This is a genomic window from Thermanaeromonas toyohensis ToBE, assembly GCF_900176005.1.
Lineage (GTDB): Bacteria > Bacillota > DSM-521 > Neomoorellales > Neomoorellaceae > Thermanaeromonas > Thermanaeromonas toyohensis.
Map to the genome: position 1 here is coordinate 2,386,167 of NZ_LT838272.1, position 13,100 is coordinate 2,399,266.

At 48.6% G+C, this 13,100-nt stretch carries 11 protein-coding genes, 1 pseudogene and 1 riboswitch; all 12 genes and pseudogenes read right to left on the reverse strand.

Annotation, left to right across the window (positions count from 1 at the left end; genetic code table 11):
* Position 1: 1 nt before the first annotated feature.
* The 12 genes and pseudogenes from B9A14_RS12360 to hpdA all read right to left on the reverse strand — a co-directional run bounded on the left by B9A14_RS12360 (position 2) and on the right by hpdA (position 13,100).
* Entirely contained in the window at positions 2-484 is a 483-nt protein-coding gene (locus B9A14_RS12360) for a type II secretion system protein GspG (protein WP_084665998.1), read from the reverse strand.
* Between the two features lie 83 nt (positions 485-567).
* A complete protein-coding gene (locus B9A14_RS12365; protein ID WP_084667136.1) occupies positions 568-1,791 on the reverse strand; it encodes a type II secretion system F family protein in 1,224 nt (407 codons plus the stop codon).
* Between the two features lie 38 nt (positions 1,792-1,829).
* Positions 1,830-1,918, reverse strand: a riboswitch (cyclic di-GMP riboswitch).
* A gap of 23 nt (positions 1,919-1,941) precedes the next feature.
* The gene (locus B9A14_RS12370; protein ID WP_084666000.1) at positions 1,942-2,985 is read right to left on the reverse strand and encodes a type IV pilus twitching motility protein PilT; all 1,044 of its coding nucleotides are present in this window, start codon (positions 2,983-2,985) and stop codon (positions 1,942-1,944) included.
* 1 nt (position 2,986) lies between these two features.
* Positions 2,987-4,687, reverse strand: coding sequence for a GspE/PulE family protein (locus tag B9A14_RS12375; protein WP_084667137.1), 1,701 nt, complete (start codon positions 4,685-4,687; stop codon positions 2,987-2,989).
* 47 nt (positions 4,688-4,734) lie between these two features.
* Positions 4,735-5,811: a 3-dehydroquinate synthase gene (gene aroB, locus B9A14_RS12380; protein ID WP_084666002.1), complete on the reverse strand. Its 1,077-nt coding sequence runs from the start codon at positions 5,809-5,811 to the stop codon at positions 4,735-4,737.
* Complete coding sequence (locus B9A14_RS12385) at positions 5,790-6,311, reverse strand: shikimate kinase (RefSeq protein ID WP_084666004.1); 522 nt, start codon at positions 6,309-6,311, stop codon at positions 5,790-5,792. The genes aroB and B9A14_RS12385 overlap by 22 nt, the downstream gene beginning before the upstream one ends.
* A 51-nt stretch (positions 6,312-6,362) precedes the next feature.
* Entirely contained in the window at positions 6,363-7,514 is a 1,152-nt protein-coding gene (gene aroC / locus B9A14_RS12390; RefSeq protein ID WP_084666006.1) for a chorismate synthase, read from the reverse strand.
* A 34-nt stretch (positions 7,515-7,548) separates the two neighbouring features.
* On the reverse strand, positions 7,549-8,400 hold the full coding sequence (locus tag B9A14_RS12395) for a shikimate dehydrogenase (RefSeq protein WP_084666008.1): 852 nt from the start codon (positions 8,398-8,400) through the stop codon (positions 7,549-7,551).
* A gap of 47 nt (positions 8,401-8,447) precedes the next feature.
* Positions 8,448-8,951 carry a YqeG family HAD IIIA-type phosphatase gene (locus tag B9A14_RS12400; RefSeq protein WP_084666010.1) on the reverse strand — a complete coding sequence of 168 codons (504 nt, stop codon included), beginning with the start codon at positions 8,949-8,951 and terminating at the stop codon, positions 8,448-8,450.
* 64 nt (positions 8,952-9,015) lie between these two features.
* Complete coding sequence (locus tag B9A14_RS12405) at positions 9,016-11,121, reverse strand: amylo-alpha-1,6-glucosidase (protein ID WP_084666012.1); 2,106 nt, start codon at positions 11,119-11,121, stop codon at positions 9,016-9,018.
* Positions 11,122-11,219: 98 nt separating this feature from the next.
* Positions 11,220-11,585: pseudogene (locus B9A14_RS12410) on the reverse strand (sigma-70 family RNA polymerase sigma factor); the annotation flags it as partial.
* Between the two features lie 555 nt (positions 11,586-12,140).
* Positions 12,141-13,100, reverse strand: a complete 960-nt coding sequence (hpdA, locus tag B9A14_RS12415; RefSeq protein WP_084666016.1) for a 4-hydroxyphenylacetate decarboxylase activase — start codon at positions 13,098-13,100, stop codon at positions 12,141-12,143.

Genomic DNA, 13,100 nt, shown 5'->3' on the forward strand with positions numbered 1-13,100 from the left:
TTTATTGTGGTGGTAGGCTGTCATAAGAAGTATACCCAGTCGTAACATAAGTCCCCACAGACGGAGCAGAACTTTCCGTTACAAATATGTCATCATTAGTTCCTGCATTCCCATCAGGCCCATTGCTAGCAAGTATGAACTTTTTCTTGCCCGATGTATCAACATAATAACTATAAGCGTTACCCCACGGATCGCTCAGGTTAGTCCACTGAATTCCGCCGGCGTTAAGAGCAGCCTGCAGCTGAGCTTGAGTGTACGGATATTTAGCCTTGCCATTCTTATCATCCATAGCCCATGTTTCAATTAGAGTCTTCATTGCCTGTAGTTCAGCTTGCGCTCTACTTGTCCTTGCTCTATCAGTTTGTTTCATAAACTGGGGCAAAACAATAGCCACTAAAATACCGATTATCACTACAACGACCATTAACTCAACTAAGGTGAAACCTTTTTCACTCTTTAAAGACTTTCTCAACCTACTTAGCATACGATCGTATCCTCCTCCCCTTCTTTTTTAAGCTAATCCATTTAGCGGGGGTCTATAAACCCTAATTATTTTGTTTTCCCCCATCACCTCACGCTTCCTACCACCTGGAATACCGGCAGTAGGACGGATATTACAATCAACCCCACCACAGCGCCCAGGCCAATAATTAAGAAGGGCTCGATAAGGGAAGAAAGACGGCTGGCCATCTCGCCTACTTCGCGGTCGTAGAAAGCGGCAAGCCTTGCCAGCAGGGCGTCTAGAGTACCTGTTTCTTCGCCTACGGTAACCATCTCTACTACCATAGGCGGGAAAACACCGCTTTCCGCCAGGGGCGAGGCTATACTCTTCCCATCCCTTACCTGCTCCTGGGCCAGGGCTAAAGCCTCAGCTACTATGCGATTCCCTACTGTCCGCTCTACCACCTCCAAAGCCTCTAAGATAGGTACTCCGCTGTACAGCAGGGTTCCCAGGGTACGGCTAAACTGGGAAAGTAAAGCTTGGTGTTTTAAGCGTCCGAATACTGGAAGGCGCAATATAACTTTATCCAGGGCGTAGCGCACTTTCTCCCTTTTAGCCCACCACCAGATTAGATAGCCTAAAGCTATTCCTACTACCACAAACATAAACCACCAACGTCTTAAAAATTGGCTTAATCCTAATACCATTCTGGTGGGCCAGGGTAGGGGTACGCCCAGGTTACCGATTATATTGCTAAACATAGGCAAGACAAAAGTGAGCATAAAAGCTATGGAAGCTAAAGAAACCATAAAGACAATAAAGGGATAGGTCATAGCTGATTTAATCTTTTCTGCTATTTCGTGTTCCCGCTCAAAATGCTCGGCTAATCGTATTAGTGTTTCATCGAGGGCGCCGCTGATCTCTCCTGCCTCTACGGAGTAGACCATTATAGCTGGAAATACCTTGGGTGACTTGCTTAAAGCCTGGTGCAACATCTCCCCTTGCTGTAAATCTTCCAGTACCTTATCTATACTTTCTTTTAAAAAGCGGTTATCCGCCTGCCTGCTTAAGGTTCTTAAAGCATTGATAATGGGGATACCCGCCGACAGCATAGTGCCCAGCTGGCGGCAAAACAGGGCCAAATCCCTACGGCTAACTCGTTTTAGAAGGAAAAATCTCAAATAATCTAACCCTAAGTTGATCTCCAGCTCGCTTCTTACAGGCCGTAGTTCGGTTATAAAAAGACCCTGATTCCTTAACTGGCGGCCGGCCAGCTGCTCGCTCTCCGCTTCAATGATGCCTTTGATAAGGTTTCCGCTAGTATCCCTGGCTTTGTACCTGAACCTCATAATAAAAAGTGCCGGCACTCCAGGAAAAGCTTAACTCTCCCGGCAGCCCGGCGACCATAGGCTTCTTACCACCCTTAGGCCCGTAGCTTTGCGCCCCCGGCTTTCGCCGGGTTTGCCCTTAAACAGGGATATTCTTCTAATTCGCCAAAATCACCCAAAATCCTGCTGATTTATATAATCAGGGCTAATTATTCCTCTGGCGGCCAGGTTCCTTAAAGCCATTTCCATGGTCTGCATACCGAAACGACCGCCTGTTTGCATCACGGAAATAATCTGGTGGGTCTTACCTTCGCGGATGAGATTGCGCACTGCAGGAGTAGCTATAAGTATTTCTACTGCTACTACCCGTCCCTGGCCATCAGCCCGGGGCAAAAGTTGTTGGGTAATAACACCTACTAAGGTATCGGCTAGCTGGATCCTGATCTGACCCTGCTGATGGGGCGGGAAGACATCTATAATGCGGTCGATACTCTGGACCGCGCTACTGGTATGTAGGGTAGCCAGAACCAAGTGCCCTGTCTCTGCGGCTGTAATAGCCGTAGCCACTGTCTCCAAATCCCGCATCTCACCTACCAAAATAACATCCGGGTCCTGGCGCAGGGCAGCCCTTAAGGCGCTGGCAAAGGAAGGGGAATCGCTCCCTATCTCGCGCTGGTTCACTATGCTTTTCTTGTGCTGATGCAAATATTCTATAGGATCTTCTAAAGTAATGATATGACAACTCCGGCGCTGGTTTATACGATCGATCATGGCCGCCAGGGTAGTGCTCTTACCGCTCCCGGTAGGCCCGGTAACTAGGACTAATCCGTGGAGTTGGTCAGCTAGCTCCCCTACCACTGGAGGCAAGCCTAGCTCTTCTAAAGTGGGAATAATAGTATTCACCAACCGGATAGCGGCCCCTACACTTCCCCGCTGGTAGAATACGTTGACTCGAAAGCGGCCCAGGCCAGGGAGCGAATAAGCCAAATCCAACTCCTTACGATTCTGGAATTCCTCCCACCTGGGCCCCAAAATTTGTTTAGCCAGCGCCTCTAAAACAGAAGCCGTAAGTATGGGCCATTGTTTCTGGGGTTCCAGCCTCCCTATCCGCCGGAACACAGGAGGTAGCCCCACTGTAAGATGTACGTCTGAGGCGCCCCTTTGGACTGCCTCTTTTAAAATTTCTTCTAGCTTCACCAGAATCACCTGGCTCATCTTAAAATCCACCTAGGGAAACGCGGATAACTTCCTCTACCGTGGTCAAACCCTGGCTGGCTTTAAGGAGACCGTCTTCGCGTAAGGTGACCATGCCTCCAGCAACGGCCGCTTTCTTAATCTCTGTAGCTGGCGCCTTGGCGGCCACAAGGGTGCGTATCTCCTCGTTCATCACCAGGACCTCCTGGATGGCGGTCCGTCCCTGGTAACCTGTATAGTTGCAATCCTGGCACCCACGCCCGCGGTAAAAAATGCGGCCCTCCCCTTCCTCTCCCAGAAAAGCATAAAGACTTGTGCTCTGTTCCGGCGCGTAAGGTTCCTTGCACCGTGGGCAAATGAGGCGTACTAACCGCTGGGCCACCACCCCTATCAAGGAAGAATTCACAAGGAAGGGTTCAATACCCATATCTAATAGCCGTGTGACCGCACCAGCAGCATCATTAGTATGTAAAGTACTTAAGACTAAGTGACCGGTGGTGGCTGCCCGTACAGCTATATCAGCTGTCTCCTGATCCCGAATTTCCCCCACCATAATCACATCGGGATCCTGCCTGAGGATAGCCCTTAAACCGGAAGCAAAATCGAGACCGGCTTTGGGATTGACCCCCACCTGGTTGATACCCGGAAGAAGATATTCCACTGGATCTTCAATAGTAACGATATTTTTCTCGGGGGAGCTTAAAGCGTTAAGGGTGGCATATAGGGTGGTGGTCTTGCCGCTTCCCGTAGGGCCAGTAATAAGGATCATGCCGTAAGCGCTACGTATTAGGCTTTCGTAGCGTTCTCTAGTGCTGGGAAGGAATCCGAGGGCATCCAGGGGAAGGAGCATAGTAGCCTTATCCAGGATCCGAAGGACCACCTTTTCTCCATAAACAGTAGGCATACTAGAAACCCGCAGGTCTATGCTACGCTTTTCTAAGGTTACCTGGAAGCGGCCATCTTGGGGGAGGCGTTTTTCAGCTATATCCATACCCCCCATGATTTTGATGCGGGAGATCAAGCTGCTTAAGACTCCCAAAGGCAAGCGTAGCACCTCCCGCAGAAGGCCATCGATCCGGAAACGTACCCGCACATATCCTTCCTGGGGTTCGATATGGATGTCGCTCGCCCGGGAGCGTACAGCTTGGGCTATAAGTTTATTGACCAACTGGACAGCAGGAGCGCCTTCCATACCCGCCCGGGCCATCTCATCCAGGTCAAAGGATTCCCTAGTCCTTACCGCTCCTGCCGCTGCCACCTCTTCTAACCCTGCAATGTTAGGGGGTTCCAGGGATGGCTGCCAGAAACGGGATAAGGTGGCCTCTATCTCTGCCTCGGAAGCTATAGCAGGCATAATTTCTAACCCCGTGGCCAGACGGAGGTCATCCAGGGCAGTGAGATTCAAGGGATCGGCCATGGCTACTAATAATCTTTTGCCATCCTTACGTACTGGTACAGCTAGATGGCGGCGGGCCAGGCCTTCAGGTATAAGCTTCACCACCTCAGGATCCAACCGATAATCGGCCAGGACCACTTTGGGTATCCCCAGCTGGAATTCTAGCACCTCTAGAATATCCTTTTCGCTAACCAAACCGAGGCGCGCCAGTACCTTACCTAGCCGCTCTCCTGTGCGTTTCTGCTCTTTTAAAGCTTGCTCCAATTGTTCTGGGGTGAGCAAACCTGCTTCTACCAACAAGTCTCCCAGGCGCCTTCTGCCATCCATTTGGTTAACCGCCTTCCTTACCCCTAGGTACTCCATCTCTGCCTACTTCACAGACCTGCTGCCTCCATTATTTCCTGGGTATCTACTTCCATTATCTCTACCTGCCCTAAGCTTACTGGTAGTACCATCCTTACCCTGCCCTCCCGCACCTTCTTATCCCTTATCAAGGCCTCCAAGAAAGTATAGCGTTCCACATTAGGCATTTCTACAGGAAGGGAAGCTCGCCGAAGTAACTTTTCTAGCCTTTCTATGATTTCAGGGCTGATAAGGCCGCGGCTCAAAGCGATCCTGGTAGCTACCATCATCCCTATGGCCACCGCTTCGCCATGGCGGTAAACATGGAATTTAGTCACCGCCTCTAGGGCATGGCCCACTGTGTGGCCAAAATTGAGGATAGCCCTTAAATCCCTCTCTCGCTCATCCTGGGCCACTATCTGGGCTTTGATTTCGCATGAGCGAAGGACTATTCTTTCTAAAATCTCCTCTTCCCCAGCCAAAGCCTCTTCCAAGTGTTGCTCGAGGTACGTAAAAAAGAGAGCATCATAGATCATCCCATACTTGATAACTTCGGCCAGGCCCGAACATAATTCCCTTTTAGGGAGGCTTTTAAGGGTAGAAAGATCTGCTACTACAAGGCAGGGTTGGTAAAAGGCGCCAATTAAGTTTTTGCCCCGCGGGTGATTAACGGCTACTTTACCACCCACACTAGAATCTACCTGGGCCAGCAGAGTGGTCGGAAGCTGTATTAAAGGTACCCCCCGTAAAAGGGTAGCTGCCACAAAGCCGGCTAGGTCCCCTATAGTTCCCCCACCCAAGGCTAGTACTGGACAGCGTCGCTCCCAACCAGCCTCCAGAGCCATATCATAAAGCTCGGCAGCTACACTTAAGGATTTGGCTTCCTCGCCCGGAGGCACTTGCTTAACAAGGGGAAGGAAGCCTGCAGCTTCAAGGCTTTGGATAACTTGAGAAAGATATAAAGGGGCTATTATCTCATCAGTAACTATTAAGCACCGTTTAGCCAGGTCCAGGGGCTGCAAAAGTACACCTAATTTTTTCAGCAAACCCTGCCCGCAATAAATATTATAACTGCGGTCCCCCAGGTCTACCTGCAACTTTCCAACCATACCTTTAGTCCCTCCAATATCTCCTGAGCTATTTGTCCCGGGCTTTTTCCCTCTACCTCCACATGTAGATGGGCTAAGGCGTAGTAGGGTTCCCGCTGCTTAAACAGGGCCTCTACTTGTTCCCTGGTGCTTCCCTTTAATAAGGGCCGGCTGTCATCTCCTGCCGTCCGTTGCCATACAGTATCTAAAGGTATTTTAAGCCAAACTACCTTGTTATCCGCCCAAAGCCGCGCTCTGTTTTCCGGATCTAATATAGCTCCACCACCGGTAGCTATTACCTTTCTGCTAGCCATGGCCACCCGGGCAATAATCTCTTTCTCCACCTGGCGAAAATAAGCTTCTCCCTTTTGGGCGAAAATAGCTGGTATAGGAGAGCTTACAAGCTTTTCTATTTCACCATCAGTGTCCACAAATTCCCAAGTCAGATATGTAGCTAAAAGGCGGCCTACAGTAGTTTTACCGCTCGCCATAAAACCGATTAAAACGATATTACAGGGCAAAGCAGCCCTCCTCCCTGGCCAGCATCACCAACGAGCCTCTTAAAAAGTGTGCTATAAATTACGTACATAATCCCAATACTCTTTTACTCGTTTCTTTATCTCTTCTAGGTGATCCCCGCCAAATTTCTCAAGATAAGCACAAGCCAGGACCCAGGCTACCATAGCCTCACCTACAACCGCTGCTGCCGGGACCGCGCAGACATCTGAACGTTCTACGGCTGCTACAACTTCTTCTTTGGTTATCCAATCTACACTGCGGAGAGGCTGGCGTAAGGTAGGAATAGGCTTCATAGCCGCACGTACAATAAGGATCTCGCCATTAGTGATACCACCTTCTAAGCCTCCCGCCCGGTTAGAATAATGGAAAAAACCTTTACCTGGAGTAAAACCTATTTCGTCATGGGCTTCAGAGCCACGCTTGGCAGCCAGGGCAAAGCCCTCACCTATTTCTACCCCTTTAATGGCGGGAATGCTCATAAGGGCCTGGGCCAGGCGGCCATCTAGGCGTCTATCCCAATGGACGTGGCTGCCTAGCCCCGGAGGTAAGCCCCGGACTAAAATTTCAAAGATACCGCCTAAAGTATCGCCTTTTTCTCGCGCTTCATCGATAGCTTCCAGCATGGACCGGCTAGCTTCCTCATCAGCACAGTAGACCGGGGAAGCTGTTGCACCCAGGGCTTCATCAAAGGGGATTTCCCGTTTAACCTGTACTGGGCCTATACGTACTACATGGGTAGCCAATTCTACCCCTAGACACTCTAGAAAAGCTATAGCTATAGCTCCGGCTGCCACCCGTGCAGCCGTTTCCCGGGCGCTCGCCCTTTCGAGGACATTACGCAAATCTCCTTGAGCATATTTTATCCCCCCGGGTAGGTCAGCATGGCCTGGCCGTGGCCTTGTAACCCGGCGGTCCTCTTTAGCACCAGGAGCCGGAGACATTATCTCCCGCCAGTTAGCCCAATCCCGGTTAGCTATCCTAAGGGCAATGGGGCTACCTAAAGTAAAGCCGCCGCGCACGCCAGAAAGGATCTCTACTTCATCCTTCTCAATGGCCATACGCTCTCCCCGGCCATAGCCACCCTGCCGCCTAGCCAACCTCGCGTTAATAAATTCAATATTTAGGGGGATACCGGCAGGCATCCCCTCCACGATGGTTACCAAACTAGGGCCATGGGATTCTCCAGCGGTTAAAAAGCGCAACATGGTTTCCCACCTGTCCGTAAAGCCATCCTAGCGTTTAAAGCAAACTATCTAGGACCTCCTTCATGACTTCTAAAGGAGCTTCCCGTCCAGTCCATAAAGTAAAAGCTTCAGCTCCCTGGTATAAAAGCATGCTCCGGCCAGAGATAGTTCGACACCCCCTGCTACTAGCCAATTCCAAAAGCTTAGTACGGGGAGGATTATATACTAAGTCATAAACAATATGGCGGGTTTCTAATTTTCTAGCTTCTAAAGGGAGCTCCCCTCCTTTAGACTCCATTCCCACGCTAGTAGTATTGATTATTAAATCCACTTCCGGCAGGATAGAAGCCAAAGAGCTCTCTTCTAAGGGAAAGGCTTTTACTGGGATCGAACCCGCCTTTTCCAAAGTTTTGGCTAGTTCCTGGGCCCTGTGGTATGTCCGGTTAGCAAGGTATAAACTGCTACAACCCTGCTTAAGTAATGTAAAGGCCACAGCCCGGGCAGCACCACCTGCCCCTAAGATCAAGGCTTGCCGACCCTTAGGGTCTACTCCTTCTTCCTTAAGGGAACGCCAAAAACCGCTCGCGTCGGTATTATAGCCCACCAATTTTCCCTCTTTTACTACCACTGTATTAACTGCGCCGATGAGCTCCGCTAGGGGATCTATCTCATCCAGAAGAGGTAGAATGGATTCCTTATAAGGGATAGTAACATTAACTCCCATAAAACCTAAGGCTTTGATACCAGCTACAGCGGCCGGTAGCCACCGAGGTTCTACACTAAAAGCCAGATACACCCAGTCTAGCCCTAAAGCTTTAAAGGCAGCATTATGCATGGGAGGGGAAAAGGAGTGGGCAACCGGGTAACCCAGTAGACCTACTACCTTAGTGCGAGCTGAAATAGGCAAGAATAGCTACCCCCCACCTGGAAACAAAAGATAAGCTGGCAGAAATACTACCCTGGTTCTTTTAAGTCTAACCATTTTAATACTAATCGTTCCACCAGGCGGATAAGCCTTGTCCCCATAAATTCCTTTTTATCTAAAGGGACTACTAAAATTGTATACAGATCTAAGAGGTTTCCACCCAATATATCGGTAAAAATCTGATCACCAATAACAGCCGTCTCCGCGGGTGAAGTCCCTAACAGTTCCATGGCCTGGCGGAAGGACCGTGCACGCGGCTTGCCAGCCCGAAAGATGGCAGGTATTCCTAAATTCTGGGCTATAGCCTGGACCCTTTTCTGCCTATTGTTGGAAAGAAGGCACGCTCCCAAACCATAGGCCCTCAGGTTCTTAAACCAATCCTGGACCTGGCTATCGAGGGTAGCGCGCCCCCATTGAGTTACTGTATTATCCAGATCTATAATTAAACCCTTAATACCCCGTCTGACTAGGTCCTCCAGGGGCACATCTTGCAAGGATTTAACATAGAGATCTGGGCGTAGGTATTTTAACATCCTCCACCCCTAAGTCGCTAACCTATCTTGTGTTGCTATTATACCACAAAATGTTTTCCTCACTTTAGGCGGCAGTAACTAAGTTACCTCTTACAACTTCCAGTCCGGAAGTATTACAGCCCAATTCCCACTGATACTGATGGCCTTCCCTTTTAATTAAGAGATCCAAGATCCCTTCCCCTACCCGGAGATTACGGATCTCTAAATGGGAGAGGCTTTCAGGAAGAACTGGATCCAAATAAAGTTGTCCCTGGGAGGCTCTAGGGAAAAGACCAAGGAGAGCCTGAATTAAAAGGAACACTGTACCAGCTGCCCAAGACTGGGGAGCACAGGCCGTTGGATAAGGAACCGGCCCCCCTTTGTCCCGACTAAAACCACAGAAAAGTTCGGGAAGGCGATAGTTAAAATGCTTAGCAGCTTGTAAAAGTCCCTCGATCACTTGATTGGCTTCCTGCCGGAAACCATAGCGTGTAAATCCCATCACGATTAAAGAATTATCGTGGGGCCATACAGAACCGTTATGGTAGCTAAGAGGATTATAGGCTCGAGCTTTACTGCTCATAGTCCGGATGCCATAACCCGAAAACATATCGGGTGCCAGTAACCGCCTTACCACTTGACTTGCATTTTTCTTATCCAAGAGCCCAGACCACAAGCAATGACCTGCATTGGAGGCCACCGTCTCCACACGCTGTTTATCCTTATCTAGCGCCAAGGCTATAAATTGAGCATCTTCCATCCAAAAGGCCTGACGGAAAGCCTGTTTAAGCTGCCTTGCGCTTTCTCGCAATCTCCGAGATTGGGCTACCTCTCCCAGCTTCTCTAGGATAAAAGCCCACCGCACTTTAGCATCATAAACATACCCTTGCACTTCTGCCAAAGCGATGGGAGCCCGGGCTAGCTCCCCAGAGCGGTGGACGATAGCTCCTTCCGAATCTTTCCATCCTTGGTTTTCAATTCCTAAAGGCGATTCCTTTAAATATTCCACAAAGCCATCTCCATCTCGATCCCCATACTCATCGATCCACTCTAGGGCTTTAGAGGCCGCTGGCAAAAGTTCCCGCAGGAAAGAAGTATCCCCCGTCCAGTCATAATACTCGGAAAGCAAGATTAAAAAAAGAGGAGTAGCATCCACAGTTCCATAGTAGGGGGTATGGGGAATCTGCCCAGTATTAGCTAGTTCACCCCAGCGTATTTCGTGGGGTATCTTACCCGGCTGCTCATCCCGCCAGGGGTCTATCTTTTTACCCTGATACTTAGCTAGGGTTTTGAGAATAGAAAGGGCTATGGCCGGGTTAAGAATCAGGGTCTGTAGAGCTGTAATTAAACTGTCCCTTCCAAAAGGGACAGCAAACCAAGGCACCCCTGCTACCGGAAACAAGCCTTCCCCAAAATCAACCATCAGAGTCCCCAAATCCTGCAAACTTTGTTCAATCCATTGATTAAAATCTGGATTATCAGTAATGATTTCTGTACAAGGTTGTACCCATTGTTTAGAGGGGGAACGGAGGTCACGTAACGCTCGAGAGATATTCACCCTACAAGGCCTCTTTTCTCCCTCAATAACCGGGGTAATAAAAAGATGGACGGCAAAGGTTCCTCCTGAAGGCAAGGAGATCCTATAACTTGCTTTCCCTTCCGGCGATAAACTACTGGGAGCAGGTTCAAAATTTATTTCCGTCTGCCGAAATAACCCATCTGCCCCGTGGTAGCGAAAAACCAATTCTCGCTCACTAGAACTTACTGTTAAGTTTCTTACTCTTTGGCTAGGGATATACCCCCGGACCTCAAAGAGGTCTTTAAAATCAGCACTTAAGTATAGATCTAAAGTAAAGGAGAGGCTATCCCTGTAATAATTGCGCAAAATTACCTGCACATACAGGACACCTTGGCTAATAAATAGGCGCTTGCGGATAAGGAGAGACCCTTCCGGGAGCATACCCTGGGCAATACTTAATGGGCGGTTGGTCAATAAAGCATTTATAGCATTATTTTCATGTTTTAAAGTAAGAAGAAGGGGCTTTTGTCCGTTAATGTAGCATTCCATCCTGTCTAGAAACCGGGTGTCCCGGGTATACAACCCTAAAGTGGATCCATCTTCCTTGGGCACTTCTCCTGTAGGATCGGCTAGGAAAAAAAGTCCGTTATCTTTTACGACCAAATATTCCACCACAGATCCCCCATATTAGCTACTTCTAGTTCGACTTCTGGTGGTGTTATAACATTAAAAAGAAAACCTGACAAGCCCCAAATTTTTAGATGGAAGGATTATCTCCCTTCTACCTGTAACTCCTTAAGCAGCTTTTGCAGGGCTTTTTTTTCAATACGCGATACGTATGAGCGAGAAATCCCCATCCTTTTAGCTATCTCCCTCTGGGTTTTACCAAACCCCCCTAGAAGGCCATAACGCATCTGTAAGACCTTTATTTCCCTTTTACTTAAGGATTTAATCTTCTCCAGTACTCGTTTCCGTTCATATTTGCTCTCTATAGCCTCCGTTATATCCTGTTCGGTCCCCAGAACGTCTATGAGGGTAATTTCATTCCCCTCTTTATCTACCCCTACCGGATCGTATAAGGAAACCTCACCCCGGCACTTCTTTAAAGCCCGCAGGTGCATGAGAATTTCAGTGTCACTTACAAAGGCTAGCGGTATATACTTCCAGTGTTGTAACCAAGTGGTATACATATTTGCTTCCATCAATGTCCAGAAATTCGTGTACATCTCATTCGGAAGGGTAATATTCATTCTAAGGTCCAACTCAAAGAAATGAGCGGTGAACCTCCACCGAGTTTGCAGCGGTAGATGTTCACCGCTCATAAAGCACTTTCCCTTCTTCTAAGGCAACGTGACAAACCGTCCACCATGCGTCCTTACATTTCCTTATTTTCCCGATTAGCAACAATAATGTCTGTGGGAACCTTAAACTGTTTTCACCTCCCGGAGTCCCTTCCTGCCACCTAGTCCCGCACCCTGTACATAACAATTGTCGATACCACCTTCTTTTTAGGCCTTCGGCCTGTGCCCTCCGGCCTTCGTTACACATATACAGACACCTGTGCTGGCAGCAAGGGCCGCTCCAGGCGGGGCTGAACAACTAGGGAATAGGCGAAACGCAGCGGAGCCAAAGAGCATATACCACAGGCCGAACCCTTGCTGGGCGCCTTACACTTGCACTCCTCCATTATTCTAAAATGGGGTTTCATGGCCTACATAACATACTAAATTATAGCTATTAAATATCTTTTTTATCTGAGCCAATCTTTCATCCGGTGTCCATTCTTTATCCCGGTAAAGATAAGTCTTTCCTAATTGCCGCCACTTAGATTCTCCTAACCGGTGAAAGGGCAGAATATTTATTTCTTCCAACCCTACCTTATTTAAAAACTCAGCCGTCGCCACAATATTTTCTTCCGAATCGTTAAAGCCCTCAATTACTGGCATACGTATAATCAACCGGCCTGGCCAGTCGGAAGCCGCTAAAGTAGCAATGTTTTGCAGAATAATCTCGTTGGAGACGCCTGTCTTCTCTCTATGCTTTTCAGGATCCATATGCTTTATGTCTATAAAGGCCCATTCCACGTAACGAATCGCTTCTAAGAATACTTCTTCCGGAGCATAAGCAGAAGTCTCAATAGCAGTATGGATAAATGCCTCTTGGCATTTTTCTAGCATACTTATTAGAAATTCTTTCTGTAAAAGCGGTTCGCCGCCGGTAAAAGTTACCCCCCCTTCTGCACCCCAGTACTGCCGATCTCTGTTTAATACATTCATCAATTCTTCTACAGTCATCCACTTACCACAGACCTCCAAAGCTTCATATAAGCATACCGTTGTACAAACGAAAGTTTTACAGGAAGCGCAGAGCGACCTATCGATTCGCACAGGAGGTTCCTCTTTATTATCTATCCGAATAGCCTCATACGGGCATGCTTCTACACACCGGGTGCAGCCCCATGCTTTGTACTTACATTTGGTTTCTCTGTACAGCACCTTCTGACCAAATTCCATACCTTCTGGGTTGGCACACCATTCGCAGCGCAGAGGGCAACCAGTTAAAAACACTAGAGTCCGGCATCCTGGTCCATCGTGGACGGAATATCCTTGAATATCAAATATCAAGCCTTTAAGATTACTATTTGCTTTCAC